This is a genomic window from Bacillus cereus (genome assembly GCF_002564555.1).
GTDB lineage: Bacteria > Bacillota > Bacilli > Bacillales > Bacillaceae_G > Bacillus_A > Bacillus_A cereus_K.
Window position 1 is genome coordinate 406035 of sequence record NZ_NUVD01000104.1, and the last position, 26595, is coordinate 432629.

Sequence of the window (26595 nt, forward strand, 5' to 3'; positions counted from 1 at the left end):
CTTTTACATTTTATTGTTCCTAATTTGGTCAGGTTTCTACAGATCGCGTACATTCCAAACAATCTCACCGCGTTCACCAAACGTACTGTGATGCCGCTTAAATCCTATCTTTTCTAATACCCGAAAAGACGCAGTATTCCAAGCGCCTACAGTAGACCAAAGTCTATGGCGACCCGTAGCAATCGCAGCCTCCAGCACAGCGGATGCTGCCTCAGTCGCATAGCCATTACCATGAACACTGCGGAACAACTCGTATGCAATCTCCGGCTCTTCAAGCGTGGAACGACCGATAATTAAGCCACAGTATCCGATGAAATCGCCTTCGTCTCGTCTACGAATAGTGAGCAGAGAAATACCATTTTCAGCTGCTTTCTTGCGCATCTTGATAAGATCGCTACCAACGGAGTCTAGGGATGGCATGTCCACACCACGTTCGGCAATTAATTTTCTCAGCCAGACTGCATCGGATTCCTCCCACATATTCAGGTCGAGTCGTTCCGTTTTTAGCTGGAACGCCATATCTTTAAATAAAGCTGTCATAGCGGCAACCTCCTAGTTATGTCACTGTACTACATATAATAGTTTCGTACTGTACCATATGGGAAACCTGCTTGATTCTCTTAATTTTCTAGCAACAATATACAAAAAAATAGAGTTCTTTTATGCATAAGCAATTCCTCTGCAAAATAGACCTTGTTATCACAACTTCATTTTACGTCTACAATATTTGATTTATGAATGATTTTAGATTTACACTTAATTTTTATATTAAAAAATGTATCTTCCTTTCTTTTTTGTTAAAATAAAGAAATTGAGGAACGATTATGCAACGAATGACTTTTGAACGCCCTACTGATTATTACGATGAAAGATTATATACTATCGATGAAAAAATTTGTGCACTATTAAAAGAACGAAAAGAACTTTCAGATGGTGACCCTGGTTTTCCACATGATGAAGCGATTTATAAATGGGCAAAGCAATACGGATTTTATCCAGACTATCTAAATTCACTATTCTCTTCGATGATGGACGAAGGTGAATTTAAACCTCGTGTCGAACCGACTAAATTCAAAAAACATATACCCGTTTTTAAAACTTATGAACATAAAGGCATCATGTATACTGTAACCTTTATTCGTCAATATTCTAATGCTAGTGTAGTTTATTTATATAGCGATTGGGATTCCACGAATGAAGCTTTTAATGAAGATAAGTCTCATACTTTCTTTCAATTATCAATAGATGATACATACGATTGCTGGCCGGAAGGTGGTGGCGGCACAGATGGACATATGAATCATCATTTTGTTGTATCTCCTGCCCTTCCTGATAATTTGTCTGGAATAAGCTTACGATTTAAAGAACACAATATGCCTTTTAGGAATGATCAAACTGTGCTTGAATTTGAAATTCAGATAGATTAATAAAGAAGCTATCTCACAAGTCATATTCCTGACTAAAATCCACTTGTTTTTTACTTTTTATGCTCCTTAAAAAAACAAATAAAATAATCAAGCCCCTTTCCAAACTGGATAAGGGGCTATATTACACCTTCAAACAATTACTCTTGTTAATTGCTATTGAATTTTCTTACCCTCTTTATAGTCAATACAAGACACTTCAATTAACAATCCATTAAACATTGTAAAATAAAAACCATAACTACTACCTCTCATTGAATACGGTTCCTTGTCTATTTCAATGCCGCCGGCTACTAAACGATTATATGCTTGATCAACTTCACTTGAAGTTTCTACTAAAAAGCCAATATGAAAAGCTTCCGGATACGTAACGTCATGTTTCCCCTTGAATACTTTCGGATCACTTAATACAAGTATAAATCCACTCTCATCACTCATCACTACAAGTGCCTTTCCTTTTTGCTCCAAAAATTGAAAATCAAAAAATGTTTCAAAGAAATGTCTCGCTTCTGATAAATCATCAACACATAGATTCAAATGATTCAACTTCATTCACTCATCTCCTTTTAACCATATGCTATATAGACTCATAATGAATACACTTAAATGTTTAAAGAAAGGGATTTAAGTGTTCAATCTAAGACTATTTTGTAATAGCCTAGAACGTTTTTGAAATTAATGTAATCATATGAACAATTCAACATGAAATATCGATTCACCTATATAAGTTGACAAATTTAATAGCTATATTATTTATTCTCCAAATGAATTCAAATCCACTCAATCAAGAAAACTGCTGAAGAAATGCGCTTTGTTGTATCACCTAAAAACAGTTTATTTATAAACTCCCCAAAATTAGTTGGTACTTTAGATAATGTTTCAATATACTTCAAAACAGATCCAGCTGGAGGTACTGGCTTATTATTAACAGCCCATATCCCTTCCAACAATGTCCAAGTTGACGTTTGGACTATGTATGAAGCTTTTAACTCTTCGTTTTCTTTCAATGCAGACTTAATTTTAATCAGCGAACTATTTAACCAATGAGAAATTCCTTTTACTTTATCACTAGAAACACGGTAGTTTTCAAATCCATGTTTAGCTATTTCCTTTAACTTTTTCAGCTCACCGCTTTTATCAAAAAAAATTTTACCCTCTAAAAAAGAATATAGTTCCATCGGATTGTTTTTAAAGTTTACTTGTATTTGATTAAAATCAGCATACTTATATTCAACTAAAATACCTGCTCTTGTTTCAGCATGAAACTCTTTCTTTTGTCCATCCGCTAAAAGAATATAAAAGTCTAAATCCGATTCAGGATATGCATCTCCTCTTGCGACAGATCCGATGAGCATGAATCCATTTACCTTATCCATAGATAAGGTTTCCGCTACTATTGTTTGCACTAATTTTTTATGTTGTTCATATGTAATGAATGCAAGGTTTTCTATCATTCCCATCCCCCAGTACTAAAAAAGAGGATACATGTTAGTTTCTACAACATGTATCCTCTACTTATATTTTACGACTGCTGATAAGCCGCTTTTGATGATTTCACATAATAAACACCATGTTCAACGTTAATAATATGATCCGGTTTTGGTTTACCACGGCCAGCTCTATGTCCAGCTAAATGTTCTTCACTCGTTTCCCAGTTTTTCCATGCTTCTTCAGATTCCCAGCGAATCATAACGACTACTTCTTCGTCTCCGCGTCTTACTTTTTTCACAAGAACACTTAAGTCGATGAAGCCTTCAAATTTTTCAATAATACCTTCTCCAGTGAAATGTTCTACAACTATATTTGATGTACCTTCTTTTACTGTAAATGTCTTCGTTTCGATAAACATATTTCCCACTCCTTCTTTGTAACACGAATACTAGTATTCTTCCATTATAATTGATTATGATAATTATTTTCAATTAAATAGTTTCAAATTTTTAGAATTATGCGGATTTCTCTTCGATTGGCTCATCCAAAAATTTAAAATACGGAAGTAATATCCCTATTAAAGAAGTGACACATATAATCGATCCTATGATAAAGTATAGTACTCTTACTCCCCACATTTCACTCAGTATTCCTCCTAATAACACACCTAACGGCATAGCAGATCGTATGAAAAATAACCGCACTGAAAATACTTTTCCTATCATATTGTTTGGAACTGATTGTTGGCATATCGTCGTATTATGGACATTGAAAAATGCAATACAAATACCTGCTATTACTTCAATTATTACGGCGATTATAATACTATGATTAAATCCTAGTGAAATGTATGTAAGTCCCCCTATAAACAATCCTCCGAGCATAAGTATGCGCCGACTTTTATATGTTACTTTTCCGACTAGTATTGATCCTACTACATAGCCAAGTGGGAACCCAGCCATGAAGTAACCGTACTCAGCATACCCCGCTGACAGCTCATCTTTTATATAAGGCAGGTTGGTAACCATCGTTACCCCAACTCCAAATTGCACGAAAATAAGAAAGACACCGAGCCAAACAATGATTGGTTTTGTGAAAAAATATGTAAAACCATGAAGAAACTGTTCTAGCCACGTTTTCCGAATATCTTGTGCTGTTCTCTTTTCTTTTATATAAAATAATAAAGCCCCGCTAACAAATAGACTAATACATACGAAAATTAATGTAAGTTCCGTTCCGATCAATTTAATAACTATTCCACCTAATACAGGAGCAAGAAACATCATGAGACGAGTCATTCCATCAATATACCCATTTGCGTCTTGAAGTTGTTCTTTGCTTACAATACTCGGCGTAATTGCTTGACTCGCCGGTGTATAAAGCGGCGTAATAAGTCCAACTACAATTTGAACAACGTAAACGTGCCAAACTTCTATACTGCCTACCACTAGCATCACCAAAGGCAGTAAGAATACGGACGCCCGTATCCATTGCGAAAAAATCATAATCCACTTTCGGCTCCATTTATCAATAAATGGTCCACTTATTAGTTGTAGTATGAGAGACGGGATAAAATATAATAGCCACATACTACTTAATGCTGTCTTCGATCCTGTTAACTCATATACAAGAATTGAATTACAAAACGTCCCGAAAGCCCCGCCTAGTTCCGAAATTGCACTACCTATCCACATAAAAAAGAATGAACGATTTTTCAATACATTTTTCACTATGACTCACCAACTTTTCTATTAAATTCCTCCCTTTTGTACATTCTCGTTGTTTATTATCTATTCAAAAAGACTTCTAATTCTTTCGCTAACGACTGCACTGCTTTCTTCCTCAATACATACTTTCCTTCATGTATATCAACTAACTTCGCTGCACGTAACAATTTCAAATGATGGTGTACTGTCGATTTACCAAGTTGCAGTCTTTCTGTAATTTCCTGCAATGTACGTTCTTTTTCGAACAACATTTTTACAATTCTTAATCTCGCTTCATCCCCAAGCGCCTTATGTTTTTGAACTAAAAAATAATTCGGTTCATACGGATCTTCAGGATGAATGCTTTCATTCGCGACTGGATAATGAAATACTTTCGTATCTTCAATATCCGCTTCTATATTCCACGGTCTGTACGTCATTTGCGGAATAAGAAGTACGTGGTGAACACTTGGTTCTGGCATATAGTTCACTCCACCTGTTGCCCATTCTACAAACTCCTCTGGTTTCATCTTTTGATTCATTTCATTTTTCGTCTGATAATCTCGCTCTAATATAGAAAGTATTTGCTTTTCCTCTTTCTTAATAACACTCTCATACCATCCTGTCATTACAGCGATTAAATGGGATTTTAGTTCTTGTACATCGACATCACATATAAAACCAATATACACAGAGAAAAACTGATGATCATGCGTCAGTTCCTTAAGTTCGTGTATTGCGCATACGTCCCCACTTGCGGCTAACCGTCTCTTATCTTGATACCTCTCTCCTAAAAACGGTAAACATATATACTTCAACTCTTCTTCTGAAAGCGAATCAATTTTAGAATTAAATTGCGATAAGTCCTGAAAATCACCTTCATACAATAACTGAAGCAACGCTTTCCACGTATTATGCTCTTCTACAAACTGTAAATACTTTTTCATCTCTACCGGTAATGATTGTCTTATTTCTTCCCATTCACTTTGACTCTTTTCAAGCGTTTCGATTAATCTCTTATGAGTAATTGCCGCAATGCCAAGCGCACATTCGAAAAGTATCGAATATCTCATATGAACGTTGTATGTTTCCCTTTTTCTACTCGTTACGTGAAAGACTTCCATTTTATCCCCTCCTTGTTTGCTATGTATTAAATTCTATATTTATCGAATGTTACCTTTTGTTTTTTTAGAATTTTAAAATATTCTCATATCTTTTATAGTTCTGTTGTAAATTAAAATACTTAAATAACTTGTTTCAAAAATGGATTGAACGTAAAAAAACGCAGTTTGATTGCAACCTGCGTTTTTTACCATTGAGTATGAATTTTTGACCGTAATGAAAATTCAACAACGAATGTTCAAATGAATATAAAATTCCTTCATCATTTATCCATTCTTTTGCGTATTGTTCAATAGCCCAATTATTTCACTCAACATTTCTTCTGTAAAAGCACCTGCGCTAAAGTTTACTAATGCTCGTAACGGCATATAGTTTAGCATAGCATCCATCATTTCAGAGGCATCACTATCCCCTTCAGCCATACTAGCAAACGGACTGTCTTTTAGTGCTTTTTCCATAAGTTCTTTTGCAATTGGCGCTAAAATTGGGTCTGTAAAAATGTCCCCTAGTAACGTATTACGATGTACTTGTTTTCGAACTATTGTCGTTGATTGAACAAAAATACTGTCATGTAAAACCACTTCTCTAGAAGATTTTCCTACTAAAATCTCGAATTCACCTGTTTCAACATGCCAGTCCTTCAGCTCGACATTATAATAAGCAAACGCTCTTTTATTTAAAGTAAAGCTAACCGTTTTCTCTTCTCCCGGTTGCAATTCCACTTTCTCAAACCCTTTTAATTCCTTCTCTGGACGAATCATACTGCTTTCAACATCTTTTATATAAAGCTGAACAATTTCCTTACCTGCTATACTACCTGTGTTTTTCACGTTTACAGTGACAGAAATATTTTCCGTATCCTTTATTTCCTTCTGATTTATGGACAGATTGCTATACTCAAAGTTTGTATAGCTTAATCCAAAACCAAATGGGAACAATGGTTCTATATTTTTCGTATCGTAATAACGGTATCCGACGAACACCCCTTCTTTGTATTCCACTTTGTCACCTTCACCTGGGAAGTTTAAGTAAGAAGGATTATCGCTTAAAACTTTCGGGAATGTTTCTGCTAATTTCCCGCTTGGATTCGCATCACCAAATAATAAATCAGCAATCGCTCCGCCTAATGCTTGTCCACCTAAATAGCCTTCAAATATTCCTTTAACTCTACCTATCCACGGCATTTCAATTGGAGCACCATTACTTAAAACTACAACAATATTACTTTGCACTTCAGCGATAGCCTCAATTAATTGCATGTGATTTCTTGGCATTTGTAAATGCTTTCGATCAAACCCTTCTGATTCATAACGATCTGGAAGTCCGACGAAAAGGACAGCTACATCGGCGTTTTCCGCTACTTTTTTCGCTTCATTTATCATGTTTTCATCTACATCGTCACTGGCAAGATCATAACCTTGGGCAAATAGTATGTTCGTTTTTTCCCCCGATACAGTTTCAATTTCCTCAAGAATACTTTCAAGTTTTGTTGGATTAATACGAGAGCTTCCGCCGCCTTGATAACGTGGTTGTTTTGCAAATTCTCCAATTACCGCTACTGTGCCCTCTTTTTTCAATGGAAGAATGGAGTCTTCATTTTTTAACATGGCCATACTTTCACTCGCAACTTCTCTTGCAAGCTGATGATGTGCATCTTTGCTATAAACGGCATTTTCCAATTGATTATCCGCTGCTTTAAAAATAATGTAAAGAAGACGTTCTACTGCTTGATCAAGCTTTTCTATAGCTAACCCACCACAGTTAACGGCATCCACAATCTTCTTCTCACCAATCCCAAAGCTTGAAGGCATTTCTAACTCCAAACCGTTCGATAGACTTTCAACACGTTCATTTACTGCACCCCAATCAGAAACGACAAAACCTTCAAAGCCCCATTCATCTTTCAAAATGTCATTTAACAAATAGGTATTTTCCGAAGCGTATTCCCCATTTATTTTGTTGTAAGCACTCATTACTGTCCATGGCTGTGCTTCCTTAACGACATCTTCAAAGCTAGCAAGATAGATTTCACGCAATGTTCTTTCATCCACAATTGTATCTACAGACATTCTGCGATGCTCTTGATTATTAGCAGCGAAATGTTTTAATGACGTCCCAATTCCTTGACTTTGTACACCTTTCACATGATTTACAGCCATTTGTGATGATAAATACGGGTCCTCTGAAAAATATTCAAAGTTTCTTCCGCATAGCGGCGAACGTTTAATATTTGCACCTGGTCCAAGGAGAACACCTACATTTTCAGCCTGACATTCTTCTCCCAATGCAACTCCTACTTGTTTTATTAATTCTTTATTCCATGTACTGGCTAACCCTACTGCTGATGGGAAACAAGTTGAGGGAATACTGTTATAAATCCCTAAATGATCTGCTCCCTCTGCCTGTTTTCTAAGCCCATGTGGCCCATCAGTTACCATAATTGAAGGTATTCCTAATCGCTCAATCCCCTTTGTATTCCAAAAGTCTAATCCAGAACATAGACTTGCCTTCTCTTCTAATGTCATTTGTGAAATAATTTTCTTAATATCTCTTTTCATAATAACCCTCCTAAAAAACATTTAAGTAAACGCTTTCTTACAGTTATTATAGTTATTATTTTTTAGATATTATGGTATATTTTTTAGAATACTTGTAAAAAATTTGGCTGATTTTTAAAGAATAGAGGTAAAAAAATGAATTGCTCCAAACTAGAAGATTTATATTATATTTGTAAGCTAGTCTTTGACATACATAAAACACCTATCTTTTTTATTGATAACAAAGGAGATTTAGCATTTGAAATCTCTCACAATTTTCAACATAACCCTTTCTATTCTTCAAAAGAGCAGTTTCTTACTCAATTATTTAGGGAAAATCCGCCCTATACTTTTCCGGTACTAGAAGAAACCGCTTTTCTCGAAAATTTCTTCTCAATTAACTTACGTTTGAACAACCAACTTAGTGGGAATATCATTGTTGGACCAGTCCTTTATTCCAGGCTATCAGAAACGTCAATTAAAGGGATCGTTAATGATCTTCAACTAAAAATAGGCAAAGATGAAATGATTCGATATTATCGTTCTCTACCCGTATTAAGTAATTTGAGTTTTTTAAATATGAGTTTGGTACTTTATTACATGCTGTACCAGAAACAATTAGACATTGCGGATATTCTGCAAAAAAACATGCTGGTAAAAAATGTTGAATTTGAAATTGAACAACCTGATATACATATATCGGAGCAACGTCAAAGTACATTAACTCATATCGATCCAATAGCTGAAAGAAAAATATTTGAGTGTATTAAGCAAGGGAAAAAGGATGATTTACTTAAAAATCTAAGGAGATTACCTGAATCAGGAGAACTTGGGGTGTTATCAAAGACGAGTCACCTTCGAAGCCAAAAGAACTCCGCCATTGCAGCCATTACACTTGCAACTAGAGCTGCTATAGATGGCGGACTATTCCCTGAAATCGCATATACTCTTAGTGATTTATTTATACAAAAACTCGAAGAAATAAATAAAAATGAAGCTATTTCCCCTTTTTTGGAAAATGCTTTACTTGAGTTTTCAGAACGTGTCAAAAATGGGACTATGAAAAAACATTCTAAACCAATAAATGAATGCCAAAATTATATATTCACTCATCTTTATGATGATATTACACTACCCACTCTTGCAAAAATAGTTACATTAAATCCCAGTTATCTATCTTCCCTTTTCAAAAAAGAAGTTGGAATTTCACTAAACGAATATATTCAGCGTGCTAAGGTAGATGAGTCAAAAAAGTTAATGACCTATACGAAACATTCTATATCCGAAATTTCTACACTTTTAAATTTTCACGACCAAAGTCATTTTACAAAGATCTTTAAAAAACATACTGGAATTTCACCTAAGCAATTTAAAAATGGAGACAGTTAATAGATTAGAAAAATTTATAAAGTTTCTCTTATTGCGCGAATTTAGTAACACTTTATTTTTAATATAAAAATTCTTTTACAGGAAACAACGATTTGGTAATGATTCAATATGCTCCTTTTATACAAGGTAAGAACCCCTTCTGGCTAGGAAAACAGGAGGGGTTCTTATCTAATGGTCAATTTGTTTAGATACAAAAACTTATTTACTAAAAAATATTACTGCATGAATTGCCTCCTTACTTCTGGTCATGTTCTAAATTAGGAAGAATAGGAGCTTTTTTATATACGAATAATAAACCTCAAGGAGTTGTTGACATGCATTTTATATTAAATATGTTAGGAATTTTCATTGTAATATTATTCGTTTTCCTATGTTCGCCTAATAAAAAACAAATAAAATGGAGACCAATCGTTATTCTTATCATATTGGAGCTTTTTATTACATGGTTTATGTTAGGCACGAAGCTCGGCAGTATTATCATTAATAAAATTGCGTCATTTTTCAGTTGGCTATTATCATGTGCAAATGAAGGTATTCGATTTGCATTTCCTTCAGCTATGGAAAATCAACACATTGATTTCTTCTTTAGTGCGTTACTTCCTATCATTTTTGTTATTACTTTTTTCGATATTCTTTCTTATTTCGGAATCTTAACTTGGATAATTGATAAAGTAGGTGCAGTTATTTCAAAGATTTCTCGTTTACCAAAGTTAGAAAGCTTCTTTTCCATTCAAATGATGTTTTTAGGAAACACGGAAGCACTTGCGGTTGTTCGTGATCAATTATCTGTGTTAAAAGAAAATCGTTTGTTGACTTTTGGAATTATGAGTATGAGTAGCGTCAGCGGATCCATTCTTGGCGCTTATCTATCAATGGTTCCAGCAACATATATTTTCAGTGCTATTCCTTTAAACTGTATTAACGCATTAATTTTAGCCAATGTTTTAAACCCTGTAGAAGTTACGAAAGAAGAAGATGTTATTTATTCACCTTCAAAACATGAAAAAAAAGATTTCTTTTCTACTATTTCAAACAGTATGTTAGTCGGGATGAATATGGTTATCGTTATTTTAGCGATGGTAATTGGTTATGTAGCATTAACAGCATGTTTAAATGGTATTTTAGGCTTTTTTGTAACAGGTTTAACAATTCAAAAAATCTTCTCCATTATCTTTAGTCCCTTCGCTTTTTTACTCGGTTTATCAGGAAAAGATGCTATGTATGTAGCTGAATTAATGGGGATCAAAATAACAACGAATGAATTTGTTGCCATGATGGATTTAAAATCAAATTTAAAGTCTTTACACCCTCATACGATTGCCGTTGCAACAACGTTTCTAGCTTCTTTTGCTAACTTTAGTACAGTAGGTATGATTTACGGAACTTTCAATTCATTATTTGGCGGGGAAAAATCAGCAATAATCGGTAAAAATGTTTGGAAACTTCTTGTGAGCGGGATGGCTGTTTCTTTATTAAGCGCTATGCTTGTAGGGCTTTTTGTGTGGTAAATAAATACTAGCTTCGTTTTCATAACAAAAGACACCCAAACTAAATTGGGTGTCTTCACATTATTACTTCTTCTTTTATCATTCTTATTTTCGAATCTGTCCATTTCCACGAATCACATATTTTGTGGAAGTCAATGCAGGAAGCCCCATTGGTCCCCTTGCGTGTAGCTTTTGTGTACTGATACCAATTTCTGCTCCGAATCCAAATTCAAATCCATCTGTAAAACGAGTTGATGCATTATGATAAAGTGCTGCCGCATCAACAGAAGTGAAAAATTTGCTGACATTTTCCTCGTTCTCTGTAATAATCGCTTCGGAATGCATAGATCCATACGTATTTATGTGATAAATCGCTTCTTCAACAGAAGAAACCACTTTCACTGCTAAAGTGAGAGATAAAAACTCTGTTTCCCAGTCTTCTTCTGTAGCAAGTATAATAGAAGAATCCATTGCTAATGCGTTCTTATCACCACGTATCTCCACGCCTCTTTCCTTCAAGGAAGAAAACAATTCGCTACCAAATTGCTGCGCCCAATTTTCATGAAGTAAAATCGTTTCAATTGCATTACATACAGATGGACGCTGTGTTTTTGCGTTTATAATAATATCAAATGCCATTTGTTTATCCGCTGTTTCATCAATAAAAACATGACAATTTCCTGCACCTGTTTCAAGTACTGGAACAGACGCTTCTCTTACTACCGTATCTATTAACTGCTTGCCACCTCTTGGGATCAGAACATCCAAATAGTCATTTAATGTAAACAACTGCTTTGCGCTATCTCGCGTTGTATCTTCTATAAGCTGTACGCTTTCTGGCGGTAAGCTTGTTTGTTTGAGCGCTCGGTGAATTACAGCAACGATCGCTTTATTAGAATGAATAGCAGAAGAACTACCACGCAATATTACTGCGTTTCCTGTTTTCAAACAAATTGTAGCAGCATCCACAGTTACATTCGGTCTTGCCTCGTATATCATTCCGACAACACCAAGTGGTACGCGCATCTCCTGAATAGATAGTCCATTTGGTCGTTCCCATGCACTTACACATTCTTGGGCAGGATCACGTAAATCAATTAGCTGCTTAATCCCCTCAGCCATATCAATAATACGCTGCTCGTTCAGCATAAGGCGATCAAGGAGAGAATCAGAAAATCCTTTTGCCTTACCTTCTTCGATGTCTCGTTTGTTTTCCTCTAAAATATAAGCTATTTCTACTATCAATTGATTCGCAATTGCGGCAAGTGCTTCGTTTTTTTGATCTGTAGATTTAAGCACAAGTTCTCTAGCAATTTCTTTTGCTCTTTTACCTTTTGCTAACACTTCATTCATTTTCATTTCCTCCTTTTTAAAGGTTAATCAGTATACAATTCGAGAGATGTTTAACTCTAGTAAGGCTCTACAATCTAATTCTTAAAGTGCAACCCAATGATCCCTATGAATGACTTCATAACTATGCCTTTCACCTCTTGCTTGAATATCTTGACTCTGCATACCTTTTAAATCCCTTAATTCCTCTGCACTATATGTGCATTGCCCTTTTCCTATTACACGCCCTTGTTGCGTGATTACCTCCACAACTTCGCCCACTTTGAAAAATCCTGAAACATTCGTAACACCAGCAGGAAGAAGACTCTTTCCATGCTGAATGATAGCAGTAGCTGCCCCGGCATCTATTTCAATTTGTCCGCTAATAATCGAATGCAATGCTATCCATTGCTTGTTCATCTTAATCACTTTTTGAGGCGCATTCCCGATATACGTCCCATCACCTTTTCCCTTCAACACATCTAAAAACTTCTCCTGTCCATGTCCTGTTCCGATAAATACACTCACACCAAGAGATAGTGCCGTTTTTGCAGCATCGATTTTTGATTTCATACCGCCAGTCCCAAGTTTTGAGCCAGCATCTCCTGCAAGAGCAGCAATTTCTTCTGTAACTTCAGGAAGGAAATAATATTTTTTCGCATCCGCATTTTTCTGAGGATTTTGATCATACAAACCGTTCACATCGGTAAAAATCATGAGCATATCTGCCGACACAAGTCCGCTTACTAAAGCTGATAGCATATCATTATCACCAAACGTCAGCTCCTCTAAAGAAATGGAATCATTTTCATTGATGATAGGAAGAGCGGAACGGTTTAGTAACTCTCCTAAAGTGGCGTACGCATTACTGTATTGTTCTTTTCTAGAAAAATCACTTCTCGTTAGTAAAAGTTGTGCAGTAACGATACCATATTTACGGAATTCCTCCGTGTACGCCTGCATTAATAAACTTTGTCCGACAGCTGCAGCAGCCTGTTTCCCTTTAATTGTCACAGGTCTGCTCGGATATCCTAAAGCAGAAAAGCCTGCAGCGACAGCCCCAGATGTAATTAACAAAACTTCGTGCCCTTCCTCTTTCAATCGAGCCAATGCGGCAACATGATCTGAAAGTTGTTCTTGAGAAATGTCTCCATGACTAGCTGCCAAAGAACTGCTCCCAATCTTTACAACAATTCGCTGTTTTTTCACTTTTGTATCCCCCAAGTCTAAAATCAAAGTTTTTTTAAAATTACACTTTTATTCATGCAGCTTGCAGCGATTTCTATTCTTATCAGCGCTGCACCTAGCCTATTAAAGAGCAAAATAAAAATGACCGCTTCGCCCTTAATAAAATAAAAAGGACGAAACGGTCATTGTTCCGCGGTACCACCTTAATTGATATACATAGATATCCACTTGGCGCCTATAACGCAGGCGAACGCCTAAACTTTCATTTAAGACTCAGGGATAGGTTCGATATATTCTATACGAGGAATCTTTCAGCCGGTGAATTCCACTCTCTTTCGCAAGAAGACATATGTACTATTTCCCTTCAACGATTTTCGGTTTAATTTTTTTATATTATGCGATATAGTTTGATTTTGTGTCAAGTAGTATTTTGAAAAATAAGTAGTACGACAAGTTTCGTGTATGAAATTATGAACATACTGGATGAACATCATCACATCTAGAAAAAGTGAATATTACTGTATCTATTCTCTTTTTCATAAACATAAAACTTTCTAAATATCTCTTAGCTAAAACACTTATATAATTGATTTTTATCTTTTTGTATTGCAAAAAGGAGTATATTCTCTTAGAATGTTTCTTTATATTGCACGAAAAGGATATTATTATTTTAGAATATCAATATCCAACTGATATAATTTATTATAAAAGGAGCAAGATCAAGTTATTATGGACAAACAAATTGGATTCATCGGATGCGGAAATATGGGGATGGCTATCATTGGCGGGATGCTAAACAAAAATATAGTGTCTTCAAATAAAATCATATGTTCAGATTTAAACACTACAAGTTTAAAAAATGCTAGTGAAAAGTATGGGCTAACTACAACTACTGATAACAATGAAGTAGCTAAAAATGCCGATATTTTAATTTTATCAATCAAACCTGACCTTTACTCAACAGTAATTAACGAAATAAAAGAAGTGATAAAAAACGACGTTATCATCGTAACGATCGCCGCAGGGAAAAGTATTAAAAGTACTGAAGATTCCTTTGGTAAAAAGGTAAAGGTTGTAAGAGTAATGCCTAATACTCCTGCTCTTGTTGGAGAAGGAATGTCTGCATTATGTCCAAATGAAATGGTGACAGAAAAAGATTTAGAGGATGTACTAAACATTTTTAATAGTTTTGGTCAAACAGAGATCGTAAGCGAAAAACTAATGGATGTTGTAACTTCTGTAAGTGGTTCTTCACCAGCTTATGTATATATGATTATAGAAGCGATGGCAGATGCTGCTGTACTAGATGGTATGCCAAGAAATCAAGCATATAAATTCGCAGCTCAAGCTGTATTAGGCTCTGCAAAAATGGTACTGGAAACCGGAATACATCCAGGTGCATTGAAAGATATGGTTTGTTCTCCAGGCGGAACAACAATAGAAGCTGTAGCAACATTAGAGGAAAAAGGCTTACGAACAGCAATTATTTCCGCTATGCAGCGTTGTACGCAAAAGTCTGTTGAACTGTCTAATCAAAGTGAAAAATAAAAACTAACTTTAAATCGTTTTTGACTATATACACATTTGGTTTACATACTCCCCCGTTGTTACTAAAAGATAAACGGACAAACTCATAAGTAATTGAGTTTGTCCGTTTTGTTTTTGTTATATTAAAATAACTCTTTCCATTTCTACTTACATCTTCTTTTTAGCTTCTAGTTTTATATTTCCCCTATTACCAGTAGAACATCCTATATTGGGTTAAGTAACTACATAACAGAACTTTACAGTTTTGATCCTTCTCCTCATATATAGGCCTTACTATGACTGTTTAATTTTATTAGGAACAAGTAATTTTTCAATGCATATCGGTAACATATCTAATAGTGTTTCAAATGCGTAATTTACGTCGAGACGTTCTGTCCATTGATGTGCATCTTTTCCTACTGGCCCCATATTTAATACTGGAACATCAAACTCCTCTAATTCCTGAAGTGGAATCGAATAACCTTTATCCCATAATGGCATATTGTCTACAAGAGAACTCATTGAATCTAGTGGATACTGCAGACCCACATAGCTTAAATCTGAAATTCCTCCAAAATAATTTTGATTTTCAAATGTAGTGCTATGGTTATAGTGAGCATACTGTTCCATTTCTTCAACTACTTCTTTAATTAAAGGGTTGTTGCGTGAACTTACAGCTGGGTAGTACGGCGGTGCAAAGAATAGCACAATCATCGGTGCTTTTTCTTTACATAAAATAGCTAGTTTATCTACTAAATCAATCGTTACCGCACGATCATCTTTATCTTCTCTATTTTTTATAATAGTAGATTGAATTTCATCTAGTTTCTCTTTCCCATGTTGTTCAATTGCATAAGCGATAAGCTCTTCATACGTTAATACATTTACTTTGAGGTTAGGTGGTATGAATGGATTATATTTAGAAAAACGATATGCATGCTTCTCATACGACTCTTCGATTTTCTCTGCTACTTTCGTTACCTTTTGACGTAACAACGAAACGACATCCGTCATTGATTTTTCTAATAAAAACAAATTAAATAATGTGACTGCACGATGCGGAATTTGTACAGAATAATCCTCCTTTAAGTCCCTTTGAAGTAAGTTAGTTGGCGGAGGACTCGCTTCCCCTTCTACAATATCACAAAGGTCTGTGTTTAACTCTAATTCTGCTGTTATTAATGAAGCCATATAACTCCCATTTAAGCCTGCAAAAGGTTCACCTACATGTGTCTCTTTTCCGTAGCAAAGAAAACCAGGTAACACTTTACCAATAGAACCAGTATAAATATACTTATTTTGGTCACCAGGATGTCGTGAAAACATAGGCTCTGAATTTAGGACTGTTTTATAATCTAAGTCATGTTCTCTTGCTAAATCTAATAATCTTGGAACAGCAGCTCTCATCCCTACAGAGTTCACTTCTTCATCTGGAACAGCTAATAAAAGGACATTCCCATCAAATCTTCCTTCACAAGCTTGCTCAATCATCGCCATTTGTAAAGCTAGACCACATTTCATATCCATTGTTCCCCTACCAAATAGCCAATCTCCTTGTTCTATATCTTCTCGTACATGATCTGGTAGTTCATCTTTATGAGAATAAAACATAGATGTTAACTTTTTAGGGTTAAATGCATCTTCTTTCCACACTCCATAATCTTGTACATCTACAACATCAAAGTGACTAACAAGAATTACGGTATTTTTCGTACTATCACTTTTCTTTACTAGGGCTGTAACAAAATATCGTCCATCCCCTGTCGGATTTTTTTGTAAATGATGTGGATTTTCTTTGAAGTAATGTAAGTCAGATAATTGTTCTACAACAAAGTCTGGCAAAATAACTTCAGCTTCTGAACCTGTAATACTAGGAATTTCAACAAGATTGCTTAATAATTGCACCAACTGTTCTTTTGATTGCCACTTTGACATTATAAATCCCCCTATTTTTCCACATTATGAAAATCAATTCCAATATATGAATAAAAAATGACGACAGCTATCAAAATTATAATTCTGATGTACTGCCGATTTTTATTGATATTTCATGAGCCGCTTGTTTTACCTTACGAATAAGAAAAGATAGTCGCTCATCATTAATACGATGACTAATTAACCCAACACTTAATGCTCCTACTACTTTATGATTAAACCCGATAATAGGTGCAGCTACTGACGCTGTCCCTTCTGTTTTTTCACCATAACTCACAGCATATCCTTCGATTTTTATTTGCTTTATTTGATCAAGAAGAATTTGCTTTTGTTCTGGTAAAGAAGAAAGTAAGTGGTCTACAATGTATTCCATTTCATTCGTTTTCATATTCGCAAGCATCGTTTTATTTGCGGCGCCAATGGAAAGCGGAATCTGTTCCCCTAAGTTATCGATAACTCGAATTTTTAAAGGACTATCAATTCTTTCAATGATAATAGAATGTGTTCCATTTGGAATGTTCAAATAAACACTTTCTTCAACTTCAGAGGCCACACGCTTCATCACTTCTCTTGCAACAGATCTGTAGTCTACCTTCTCCAATTGACGTAATCCTATTTCCATCCACATTGGTCCAATTTTATACTGTTTTGTTTCTGAAATTTGTGTAACCAATCCATGCTCCATTAGAGAGTTCAGTAACCTATGTACTGTACTAACCGGAAGATGTGTTCCATCAGCTATATCAGAAATAGCCCAATACTCTTTTTCATTTGTAGAATTCAATAGCTTAATAATACTTATCGCTCGATCAATGGACTGTACCATAACCCGCCTCAACTTTACTTGTAATATGTTAGTACGCTTAATTAACTATCAATTTAACAAAAATTTAAACTAAAATCAATTAATTTATTAAATTTTCTAAATAAACAAAAGATACACTTTTAATACTTTGAAAACGCAAACAAAAAAATATTGACTTTTCTTCTTAATTATCTGAAAATTATAACAAGATTTCACATCACGGAATACATTCCATAATACGGAAAAACATCAATTCTCATACTACCAATTATGAAAGTGAGGAAAACAATGACGCAAGTAAACAATACAAACAATGAATTAAAGCGCACGATGAAAAGTAGACATTTATTCATGATTGCACTCGGTGGTGTGATTGGAACGGGGTTATTTAACGGATCTGGTTATATTATAAGTCAAGCTGGACCTGGTGGATCTGTACTTGCCTTTATGGCCGGTGGATTATTAATGTATCTTGTTATGCTATGTCTTGGTGAGCTTGCTGTAGCAATGCCTGTTTCAGGTTCTTTCCAGGAATATGCAACCAAGTTTATTAACCCTGCAACTGGGTTTACAATCGGATGGTTATATTGGTTAAGCTGGGCAAACACGACCGGACTTGAATTTACAACTGCTGGCATTACAATGCAGCGCTGGTTTCCTGATATTCCCGTCTGGGTTTGGTGTTTAATATTTGGTGTTACGATATTCACTATTAACGCATTATCTGCTCGTAGTTATGCAGAAACAGAATTTTGGTTTTCAAGTATTAAAGTATCTGCCATTATTGCTTTTATTATCCTTGGCGGCGCCGCTATGTTCGGTTTTATTGACTTAAAAGGAGACGAACCAGCTCCGCTATTTTCAAATTTCGTAAATCATGGTGGTTTATTCCCAAATGGACTTGCCGCTATCCTATTAACAATGGTTACAGTCAATTATTCCTTCCAAGGTACAGAACTTGTTGGAATCGCAGCAGGTGAAAGTGAAGATCCAGCGAAGACTCTACCTCGTTCTATTAGAAATATTATATGGCGCACGATGTTTTTCTTCGTCTTAGCAATCTTTGTTCTCGTGGCTTTAATTCCATGGGAAGAAGCAGGATTAACAAAGAGTCCGTTTGTTGCTGTTTTTGATAATATGGGTATTCCATATGCAGCTGATATTATGAACTTTGTTATTCTTACTGCTGTTCTTTCTGTCGCAAATTCAGGACTATACGCCGCAACTCGAATGCTTTGGTCGTTATCACAACACGAAATGGCTCCAGCCTTTTTAAAGAAATTATCATCACGAGGAATACCTTTAAACGCTTTAATCTTAACGATCGCTATTTCTGCTTTTTCACTTTTGACAAGCGTTGTAGCTGCTGAAACGGTTTACTTATGGCTTATTTCAATTTCCGGAGTCATTACAATCATTGTTTGGATGTCAATTTGTGTTTCTCAATTCTTTTTCCGTAAACATTATTTAGCAGAGGGTGGAAAATTAGAAGACTTAAAATTCAAAACTCCACTTTACCCTCTTGTACCAATTCTTGGTTTTGGATTGTACGGCATTATCTTAATAAGTCTTATCTTTATCCCAGATCAAAGACTAGGAATCTATTGCACTGTACCATTTATTATCTTTTGCTACACTTACTATCACTTTAAGGTTAAGAAAAGGATCGCTGCTAAGACTCAAACAGAAACTAAAATTAGCAAAACTATGTAATGCAATATCTATACATAAAAGACCGCACATTACTTTTACTTCATGTGCGGTCTTTTATCATTGACGCTTGTTCTATTATCTTTTTATCGTTCCCTCATTCATTTCCCTAGGAACAGTTCCCCTGTTTTTTCTATACTATCGGAAGGGTTGTTTATACCAGTTGGAATATTGCTTTTCAAATTCTGCGAAAGATGATGTCGGTATTGTTAATGTAGTTAAAACTACATTACTAACAATTGTGATTTTTTACTGTTTATAAGTTAATAATTTTCCTTACTATTACTGTTTTGATATATTGAGTATATATTGCTTAAAAATTTAAAAATAGACAGGAGTTATCTACGATGATAAAAGGTTTCGGAGGAATATTTTGGAGAACTAAAAATATTGATGCTGTTAAGAAATGGTACAGTGAAGTGTTGAAAATTGAAATAGACAATTGGAATGGGACTGTAATTAAACCACAATTAGGAAATGAAACTATCTTTTCTTTCTTCACTGAAGATGACACTTATTTTCCAACAGAACAACAAGTGATGTTAAATTTCCAAGTACATAATCTAAACGAGACTATTCAGCATCTTGAGAATATTGGTGTACCTCTTGAAAAGAAAGAAGAGATTAGTGAATTTGGAAAGTTTATTTGGATTAAGGATCCTGAAGGTCGACTGATTGAGCTTTGGGAGAAATAGAGGGTGCTTTCGTTCATTCCTTATCAGGATTAGGCGTCCATTCTTTAAACAAAAACGTCCCTTAAATCAAAAATGATTAAGGGGCGTCTTGTATATATGATGAAATTATAGTTCAGATTTCACTCGAATATAAACATTGTTTTTCAGTAAGTTTTTGAGGTCTTTAAAGCTAACAAAATTGTTACTTTTCTCATCCCAAAGTCGGAAACGGAGTGACCGCAAGCTTGTAGCAAGAGTAATCGTTGGTACATTTTTTAAAGGAAGCGTATTATTGTGTGCCTCTTCTAATTTATAGTTAGGTACTCTTGGACTTAAATGGTGAACATGATGAAATCCAATATTACCAGTTAGAAATTGCAGGATTTTTGGAAGTTTATAAAAAGAACTTCCTTCCACTGCCGCTTTCACATATTCCCACTCTTTATCTTCTTCAAAATAAGAGTCCTCGAATGTGTGCTGTACGTAAAACAGCCAAATACCTATTGAACCTGCTATTAAGAATATGGAACCATGTACTAAAAGAAATGATTGCCATCCGATTGCCCAGCAAAGCAGCCCTACTAAAGCAACGATTAAAATATTCGTCAAATAAGTGTTCATACGTTCTTTCTTTCTAGCACCTTTTCGGTTAAATCTATTTTTAAGCAGGAAAACATAAATCGGACCTAACCCGAACATAACAAATGGGTTGCGATATAAACGATATGCTAAACGGCGTCTAAATGGCGCTGCTAAATATTCATTCACTGTAAGCGTCCAAATATCTCCTGTACCTCGCTTATCCAAATTACCACTTGTAGCATGATGAATGGAATGCTCATGCCCCCATTGATCAAACGGGAATAAAGTTAATACCCCCATACATGTCCCAACTATTCTATTTGCACGACGACTTTTAAAAAATGAATAATGGGTGCAATCATGAAAAATAATGAAAATCCTTGTCATAAATCCAGCGGCTAAAAGAGATGGAACTAATGATAACCAATAAGAAACAGATAAACTTTTATAAGCAAGGTACCATAAAATAATAAATGGCACGATTGTGTTGATAAGTTGCCACACACTTTTTTTAATCGTTGATTTTTCAAAAGGAGCAACTTGTTTTTTTAAATTTTTAGTATTTTGTACGGTCATTTTTTCTAATTCCTTTCTTTTTGTTGCTAATTCATATTATAGCATACTATTAGTAGTAGGTGTTAAGTGTAGATATAATAAATTTTATATACAGCAAAAATCTCTTTTTTAACTTACAGAAAGTATATTTAATACGCTATGATTCTCTTTAATATTTTTTCTAGCGTGTATTCTCATCTAGAAAGCTTTGCGGCAAAACAAAAAATTGCCAATCGCTTAGCTTAGCTGGAATAAGTGATTGGCAATTTTTTAATGAGAATACTTTTTAAATAAATGAATCGCTTCTTCTGGTACATAAACCTTTCCATTACTTTCTACAACAACACTTCCTAATTCATACTCTTTACCATTGATGCGAATTATATTTTTATTAACAAATAATTGAGCTTCTACTTTATTATGCTTTACTACAAGCACAGGGTTTATAACATTCGTTTTGTCAATCGTTACAGTTGCACCCATTCTCTTAAAGGCTGATTTACTCTCTACAAATAATTTATTTGTTAATTCTTCTAAGTTAAAACCCATTGCTTTCGCCATTGTCTTCGCAATGTCCGTATTTTGGACTAAACCTTTTGGTTTTTGAGGTCCATAAGAGTATAAAAATACATCCTCACCCGTATGCCCTCCTGTCGTAAAACCGATGTTAGTACGGTTAGCCAATAATGTAGTAAGTATTGGACCTACATCATTTTTCTTTTGAATTGCTTTTAACTTTTCTTTTTCAACGTTAGTTAGATCACCCAAACCATATAGTGCAGCGATCTCTTCTACATTAGATAAATCACCTTTTAGTTTATTTGTAGCACCTTCAAGTGTCATCTTTGCCTTTTTCAGTGGATCTATGTAAGCAGCTACCGGTGTCGTCTTATACTCTTTTGTTGTATTGATGTTCCCAATAGAAATACCACTATTACCATGGTCAGCTACAGCAATGAGCAGTGTATCTCCGTCTTTTTTTGCAAATTGTAACGCCTTTGCTACCGCATCATCAAATGCCAACACATCACTAATCATCCCAATTGGATCATTCGTATGAGCTGCCCAATCCGGCTTGCTACCTTCTATAAATAAAAAGAAGCCATCTTTATCTTTTGATAATGTATGAATTGCTTTTTCCGTCATTTGAGAAAGTGTTGGTTGTTCTGGATTGATTATTTCTCGATCCATATCGAACACAAGAGCTGTATGAGAGAAAGCTCCCCAAATTTTATCAGATTTAGAATTCAATAATGCATCATTTGTTTCAACAAAGTCGTATCCTTTGTCTTGAATCACTTTCACTAAATCTTCGTTATCTTTACGGATTCCATTGCTTTTCACAGGCAAAAGTGATGCTTTCCCCCCGCCTAATACGACATCTATATTTTGATACACTTGCTGCTTCGCAAGCACTTCAAAATGTTTACGGTTCGCATGGTGCGCCGAAAAACCCGCTGGGGTAGCATGCTGAATTTCAGATGTAGCAACAATTCCAGTTGCACGGCCAGAACGTTTTGCCCCTTCTAAAACGTTGGCAATTGGCCGTAACTTGTCCTCTTCTTTAATTTGCTTTAAACCAGGTGAATTTACAATAGAAGGTAATACGCCTACATATCCTGAATTTGATTTATTCCCTGTGGCTAATGCTGTAGCTGCTGGCGCTGAATCTGTAATAGCGGATTCAGCCGAATACGTGCGAACGCCCCCTGTTACAATTTGATCTAATGCAAGCGGTGCCCCTTTATACCAGCGAGCTAAAGTTGTAGCTGAAGAGCTAGTTCCATCCATAACCATCATAATTACATTTTTCGGTTGTCGCCTTCCTTTTTCTCCCTTAGCTTCGACCCTGTTATCGTTAAACATGCTTCCTGTAACTAATAAACCTAATGTTACTGTTCCTGCTAATGTTAACCCCATTATCTTTTTACGCAGATTCGTCATTGTTATTCCTCCATAGGCTGTTTTCGACATCCTCAATGTAACAATTCGTATGTAAATAAGGTCTTGACTTTTTATTACGTTTACGCAATTATATTTTCTTTTGTATTATTAGTCCCTCCTTGTCACAAAACTAACAATAACTAGTTTCCCCAAACAATAAAAAACAAATAACATGCATAAATGAAAGTAATGTTCACTCATTGCAACTGATTTTACTGGAACTGAATCTATTTCATAAAACACAGAAATTGACATACAAAAAACGCCATCCTTTCCTATGAATTCCACAGAAAGAATGGCACGTTTTTTCATTAAAGTTAGCATTTAATCCAAACTTGCTAATATCGCTTTTGTACGATTGTCAGTTACCTCATAATAAATTTCTAAACCTTTCCGAGTACCCGTAACGATTTTAGTAGCTTTTAGTTTTGATAAATGTTGACTAATTGTACTTTGGGGCATTTGTAATGTTTCATACATTGTTGTTACATTAGTAGGGCCTTTTTCAATCATTATTTTTACTAAAGATAAACGGACAGGATGCGCCAATACCTTTAATACTTCAGTGATTTCTTCATACATTTCTTTCATATTTATTTCTCCCCTTTTATGTAAATATTAATGATATCCATATATATAATTCGAAATGATATACGATTTTGTGTCCGTCATTTCAAAAAAATTTTAAAAAACTCTTCTGTCTGAAACTCAAGGGGGTCCTAAACATCCTCAATATTCTACGGATTTTTCTTTCCATCCCCTTGATGTTATATGGTAGGAACATTTCTCCCCTCATGTTTAGGCCCGTTATTTCCGTTTATATTACCTATATTTTCTTACTGTGACTCTTTATTTCCTTGGTTATATCCTCTACCGTTATTTTCTTGCTGGTTTCCATTATTTCCTTGCTGTGACCCCCTACTGTTGTTTTCTTGCTGGTGTCCATTATTTCCTTGCTGAGGACCTCTACCGTTGTTTTCTTGCTGATGTCCGTTATTTCCTTGTTGAGGCCCTCTACCGTTATTTTCTTGTTGGTTTCCATTATTTCCTTGTTGAGGCCCTCTACCGTTATTTTCTTGCTGGTGTCCATTATTTCCTTGCTGTGGCCCTCTACCGTTGTTTTCTTGCTGGTGTCCATTATTTCCTTGCTGTGGCCCTCTACCGTTGTTTTCTTGTTGGTTTCCATTATTTTCTTGTTGAGGCCCTCTACCGTTGTTTTCTTGCTGGTGTCCATTATTTCCTTGCTGTGGCCCTCTACCGTTGTTTTCTTGTTGGTGTCCATTATTTCCTTGTTGAGGCCCTCTACCGTTGTTCTCTTGCTGATGTCCATTATTTCCTTGCTGTGACCCTCTTCCGTTGTTTTCTTGTTGGTTTCCATTATTTTCTTTTATTTGCTTCGGTTGCTGTTTCTTAGATTGCTTTTGTTCTATATGCTCCTGCTTCTCATATTTTTCTTCTTTTACAGGAGACAAATCCAATGATGCATCAGGAGATTGCTTTGGTTGCGTTTGTATCTCCCCATCGTGTCCCTCCTGATCAGACGATGGTGCAGGAGGAATAAGCGATTTTCCCTTCTCATTCTCTTGCTTTATATAAACACCTGTGCCAATTCCTGCTTTCTTAGCATTCTCTCGCATTTGCATCGTACTGTTTTGATATTCGACTGTAACATGTTTTATCTCATACTCTTTCTTTAATTCTTGCATAGCTTTTTCCAACTGTGGTTCTATTGACTTTTCCTTTGTAACAGCTGTTAGCAAAACTTGCTTATCATTCGTTAAGTACTTATCCTCTTGACTCTGCTTTATAATAGTACGTATTACGTCTTGCAGGTGTTTATTTTCCCACCGTTTCATTTCTTTTAAAATGCGCTTTCCATCATCATTACAAGCTCGCAAATCTATAACACGAAGATCCTTTGTTACGCTCACCTCTAAACTCGGATTTATATCAACTGAGACATAAGCAAATACTTTTTCTTCCGGTTGGTTGTAGAAAAAAAGCAACACACATAGAAAACAAGCAAAAAGTAACGATGCAGGCTTTAAGAAAGAAGGGATTGAAAAACGAGGTGCTCTTTGCTTTTGTTCATTAAACGAGATTTCCTCTCCAATCATGTAAGAATGTGCTTTTCTTTTAAACGCAATAAACTCTCCACTTGGAGTTAAAACAACTACACTATGTTTTTTTATATCCATCACAATCCCTCTACTCATCATGCTGTCCCCCTCTTATATAATCCAGAATATATGTATAGTTGTTTGCAAAGATAATACACATTGCAATGATGTATTTTCTATGCCGCTCCAACGTTTTACGACTTACCCTAACACGCGGTTCAATATGTTTAAGCGGTAACTTTTTCTTTCGAAATAGCTCTTCCATCATTTCCTCTTCTTTTATAATAATCTTTACAATTTCTACTAAGTGTTCACGCGTATCACGATGCTTAGGAGATTCTTTAGCAAGCTCTGAAAATGTGATTTTAAACTCAGCTAGCACACTTTGAAAATGAAGAATTTCTTCCTTACGGTTACTATTTTCCATCTCTTTCATATACTCCGTAAGCGATACTTGCATTTCTAACATTTCCTCTTGCTTATCTTCTTTTAAAAAGACAAGATTATACTTAGACTCCTTGCGTATATAGTCAATTACATCTCTTTTTATAAGAAGATCAGCAAACGCTAAAAAAGATTTTCCTTTTTTATATGAATACTGTTCAATTGCTTCGTTAAACGCAAACAAGCCTATACTATATTCATCATCCTGTTCCGTAATATATCGGCGACAGACAGACGATATTGATTTTCTAATAAAAGGTTGATACTGTACGATAAAAGCTTCCTTATCTTCTTCGTTGTTTTGTATGTTAAATACGATATCTTCTATTTTCGTTTTTTTTAAGATCTTCATTACTAAACTCAACACTAGTAATCTCCCTGCCTCCTTCTACTTCAAATAGCAAAATGGTCACTAAATAAGTGACCATTTAACCACATCTTCTTAGTACTGTTCTTTAGACTTGTCTTATTGCTATTTCTCATATTTTTCACGACCGACTTTTTTCACTGTTTCTTAATGATTATTCTTTTCTGTTGGCGCTAGAGTTAAGTCTATATGTTGATCTACTTTCTTATTTTCTTTCGCAATAACGTCCGCTTGTTTTTCTTGCTCTATTTCTATTTTAGCTGTAATCTTTGAATAACTCTTCACTATATTTTTGGTAATTACAGTTTTGTCTTTCGGA

Annotated in this window: 22 protein-coding genes and 1 other annotated feature; of the genes, 6 read left to right on the forward strand and 16 right to left on the reverse strand. The window is 35.2% G+C overall.

The features are described from left to right. Positions 1–36: 36 nt before the first annotated feature. The gene (locus COI75_RS25725; protein WP_000125696.1) at positions 37–540 is read right to left on the reverse strand and encodes a GNAT family N-acetyltransferase; all 504 of its coding nucleotides are present in this window, start codon (positions 538–540) and stop codon (positions 37–39) included. 284 nt (positions 541–824) lie between these two features. Here COI75_RS25725 and COI75_RS25730 point away from each other — a divergent pair, with 284 nt between their 5' ends. After that, positions 825–1427, forward strand: a complete 603-nt coding sequence (locus tag COI75_RS25730) for a chorismate mutase (RefSeq protein ID WP_098380662.1) — start codon at positions 825–827, stop codon at positions 1425–1427. 153 nt (positions 1428–1580) lie between these two features. On the opposite strand, the gene COI75_RS25735 is transcribed toward COI75_RS25730, so the two are convergent. The 6 genes from COI75_RS25735 to COI75_RS25760 all read right to left on the reverse strand — a co-directional run bounded on the left by COI75_RS25735 (position 1581) and on the right by COI75_RS25760 (position 8241). Then, entirely contained in the window at positions 1581–1976 is a 396-nt protein-coding gene (locus COI75_RS25735; protein WP_000773090.1) for a VOC family protein, read from the reverse strand. 218 nt (positions 1977–2194) lie between these two features. Beyond that, complete coding sequence (locus tag COI75_RS25740) at positions 2195–2878, reverse strand: nucleotidyltransferase domain-containing protein (RefSeq protein WP_000572055.1); 684 nt, start codon at positions 2876–2878, stop codon at positions 2195–2197. A gap of 68 nt (positions 2879–2946) precedes the next feature. Further along, complete coding sequence (gene hmoA, locus COI75_RS25745) at positions 2947–3273, reverse strand: heme-degrading monooxygenase HmoA (protein WP_000469493.1); 327 nt, start codon at positions 3271–3273, stop codon at positions 2947–2949. A gap of 97 nt (positions 3274–3370) precedes the next feature. Continuing rightward, positions 3371–4585 carry an MFS transporter gene (locus COI75_RS25750; RefSeq protein WP_000800194.1) on the reverse strand — a complete coding sequence of 405 codons (1215 nt, stop codon included), beginning with the start codon at positions 4583–4585 and terminating at the stop codon, positions 3371–3373. 56 nt (positions 4586–4641) lie between these two features. Then, positions 4642–5685, reverse strand: a complete 1044-nt coding sequence (locus COI75_RS25755) for an ArsR/SmtB family transcription factor (RefSeq protein ID WP_000451634.1) — start codon at positions 5683–5685, stop codon at positions 4642–4644. 264 nt (positions 5686–5949) lie between these two features. After that, entirely contained in the window at positions 5950–8241 is a 2292-nt protein-coding gene (locus tag COI75_RS25760; protein WP_098380663.1) for a glycoside hydrolase family 3 C-terminal domain-containing protein, read from the reverse strand. A gap of 135 nt (positions 8242–8376) precedes the next feature. On the opposite strand from COI75_RS25760, the gene COI75_RS25765 reads away from it, so the two are divergent. Together COI75_RS25765 and COI75_RS25770 are read left to right on the forward strand one after the other, a co-directional pair. After that, complete coding sequence (locus COI75_RS25765) at positions 8377–9609, forward strand: helix-turn-helix domain-containing protein (RefSeq protein WP_000995834.1); 1233 nt, start codon at positions 8377–8379, stop codon at positions 9607–9609. Between the two features lie 314 nt (positions 9610–9923). Further along, the gene (locus COI75_RS25770; RefSeq protein ID WP_000545476.1) at positions 9924–11117 is read left to right on the forward strand and encodes a NupC/NupG family nucleoside CNT transporter; all 1194 of its coding nucleotides are present in this window, start codon (positions 9924–9926) and stop codon (positions 11115–11117) included. A gap of 84 nt (positions 11118–11201) precedes the next feature. Here COI75_RS25770 and COI75_RS25775 read toward each other — a convergent pair whose 3' ends face one another. Together COI75_RS25775 and proB are read right to left on the reverse strand one after the other, a co-directional pair. Beyond that, a complete protein-coding gene (locus tag COI75_RS25775) occupies positions 11202–12449 on the reverse strand; it encodes a glutamate-5-semialdehyde dehydrogenase (protein WP_001006652.1) in 1248 nt (415 codons plus the stop codon). Between the two features lie 81 nt (positions 12450–12530). After that, positions 12531–13634 carry a glutamate 5-kinase gene (proB, locus tag COI75_RS25780; protein ID WP_000744707.1) on the reverse strand — a complete coding sequence of 368 codons (1104 nt, stop codon included), beginning with the start codon at positions 13632–13634 and terminating at the stop codon, positions 12531–12533. 145 nt (positions 13635–13779) lie between these two features. After that, positions 13780–13990, reverse strand: a binding site (T-box leader). Between the two features lie 352 nt (positions 13991–14342). Between proB and proC the strand changes: the two genes are divergently transcribed. Then, positions 14343–15161, forward strand: a complete 819-nt coding sequence (gene proC, locus COI75_RS25790) for a pyrroline-5-carboxylate reductase (protein WP_000360714.1) — start codon at positions 14343–14345, stop codon at positions 15159–15161. A 273-nt stretch (positions 15162–15434) separates the two neighbouring features. On the opposite strand, the gene COI75_RS25795 is transcribed toward proC, so the two are convergent. Beyond that, positions 15435–17075 carry a M20/M25/M40 family metallo-hydrolase gene (locus COI75_RS25795; RefSeq protein WP_000049562.1) on the reverse strand — a complete coding sequence of 547 codons (1641 nt, stop codon included), beginning with the start codon at positions 17073–17075 and terminating at the stop codon, positions 15435–15437. 76 nt (positions 17076–17151) lie between these two features. Then, complete coding sequence (locus tag COI75_RS25800; protein ID WP_000250757.1) at positions 17152–17901, reverse strand: IclR family transcriptional regulator; 750 nt, start codon at positions 17899–17901, stop codon at positions 17152–17154. Positions 17902–18168: 267 nt separating this feature from the next. Between COI75_RS25800 and COI75_RS25810 the strand changes: the two genes are divergently transcribed. Both COI75_RS25810 and COI75_RS25815 read left to right on the forward strand, forming a co-directional pair. Continuing rightward, positions 18169–19593 (forward strand): amino acid permease, encoded by a 1425-nt coding sequence (locus COI75_RS25810; RefSeq protein ID WP_000195521.1) that lies wholly within the window; start codon positions 18169–18171, stop codon positions 19591–19593. A gap of 344 nt (positions 19594–19937) precedes the next feature. Continuing rightward, entirely contained in the window at positions 19938–20285 is a 348-nt protein-coding gene (locus tag COI75_RS25815; protein WP_000589577.1) for a VOC family protein, read from the forward strand. A gap of 105 nt (positions 20286–20390) precedes the next feature. Here the strand turns inward: COI75_RS25815 and COI75_RS25820 are convergent, their stop codons facing one another. From COI75_RS25820 to sigI, 5 genes are all read right to left on the reverse strand, one after another. After that, positions 20391–21422, reverse strand: coding sequence for a fatty acid desaturase (locus COI75_RS25820; protein WP_000218069.1), 1032 nt, complete (start codon positions 21420–21422; stop codon positions 20391–20393). Positions 21423–21671: 249 nt separating this feature from the next. Continuing rightward, positions 21672–23345, reverse strand: a complete 1674-nt coding sequence (locus tag COI75_RS25825) for an alkaline phosphatase (RefSeq protein ID WP_000183420.1) — start codon at positions 23343–23345, stop codon at positions 21672–21674. A gap of 324 nt (positions 23346–23669) precedes the next feature. After that, positions 23670–23936: an ArsR/SmtB family transcription factor gene (locus COI75_RS25830; RefSeq protein WP_000661860.1), complete on the reverse strand. Its 267-nt coding sequence runs from the start codon at positions 23934–23936 to the stop codon at positions 23670–23672. 245 nt (positions 23937–24181) lie between these two features. Further along, a complete protein-coding gene (locus COI75_RS25835; RefSeq protein WP_430794632.1) occupies positions 24182–25561 on the reverse strand; it encodes an anti-sigma-I factor RsgI family protein in 1380 nt (459 codons plus the stop codon). Continuing rightward, entirely contained in the window at positions 25554–26276 is a 723-nt protein-coding gene (gene sigI, locus COI75_RS25840) for an RNA polymerase sigma factor SigI (protein WP_002095566.1), read from the reverse strand. The genes COI75_RS25835 and sigI overlap by 8 nt, the downstream gene beginning before the upstream one ends. Between the last annotated feature and the right edge of the window lie 319 nt (positions 26277–26595).

Coding starts and splice junctions, on each gene's coding strand:
- COI75_RS25775 (WP_001006652.1), bottom strand. CDS start 12,449: ATGAATGAAGTGTTAGCAAAAGGTAAAAGAGCAAAAGAAATTGCTAGA.
- COI75_RS25765 (WP_000995834.1), top strand. CDS start 8,377: ATGAATTGCTCCAAACTAGAAGATTTATATTATATTTGTAAGCTAGTC.
- COI75_RS25810 (WP_000195521.1), top strand. CDS start 18,169: ATGACGCAAGTAAACAATACAAACAATGAATTAAAGCGCACGATGAAA.
- COI75_RS25760 (WP_098380663.1), bottom strand. CDS start 8,241: ATGAAAAGAGATATTAAGAAAATTATTTCACAAATGACATTAGAAGAG.
- COI75_RS25725 (WP_000125696.1), bottom strand. CDS start 540: ATGACAGCTTTATTTAAAGATATGGCGTTCCAGCTAAAAACGGAACGA.
- proC (WP_000360714.1), top strand. CDS start 14,343: ATGGACAAACAAATTGGATTCATCGGATGCGGAAATATGGGGATGGCT.
- COI75_RS25815 (WP_000589577.1), top strand. CDS start 19,938: ATGATAAAAGGTTTCGGAGGAATATTTTGGAGAACTAAAAATATTGAT.
- hmoA (WP_000469493.1), bottom strand. CDS start 3,273: ATGTTTATCGAAACGAAGACATTTACAGTAAAAGAAGGTACATCAAAT.
- COI75_RS25820 (WP_000218069.1), bottom strand. CDS start 21,422: ATGACCGTACAAAATACTAAAAATTTAAAAAAACAAGTTGCTCCTTTT.
- COI75_RS25735 (WP_000773090.1), bottom strand. CDS start 1,976: ATGAAGTTGAATCATTTGAATCTATGTGTTGATGATTTATCAGAAGCG.
- COI75_RS25800 (WP_000250757.1), bottom strand. CDS start 17,901: ATGGTACAGTCCATTGATCGAGCGATAAGTATTATTAAGCTATTGAAT.
- COI75_RS25835 (WP_430794632.1), bottom strand. CDS start 25,561: ATGAGTAGAGGGATTGTGATGGATATAAAAAAACATAGTGTAGTTGTT.
- COI75_RS25795 (WP_000049562.1), bottom strand. CDS start 17,075: ATGTCAAAGTGGCAATCAAAAGAACAGTTGGTGCAATTATTAAGCAAT.
- COI75_RS25825 (WP_000183420.1), bottom strand. CDS start 23,345: ATGACGAATCTGCGTAAAAAGATAATGGGGTTAACATTAGCAGGAACA.
- COI75_RS25830 (WP_000661860.1), bottom strand. CDS start 23,936: ATGAAAGAAATGTATGAAGAAATCACTGAAGTATTAAAGGTATTGGCG.
- COI75_RS25740 (WP_000572055.1), bottom strand. CDS start 2,878: ATGATAGAAAACCTTGCATTCATTACATATGAACAACATAAAAAATTA.
- COI75_RS25770 (WP_000545476.1), top strand. CDS start 9,924: ATGCATTTTATATTAAATATGTTAGGAATTTTCATTGTAATATTATTC.
- COI75_RS25755 (WP_000451634.1), bottom strand. CDS start 5,685: ATGGAAGTCTTTCACGTAACGAGTAGAAAAAGGGAAACATACAACGTT.
- COI75_RS25730 (WP_098380662.1), top strand. CDS start 825: ATGCAACGAATGACTTTTGAACGCCCTACTGATTATTACGATGAAAGA.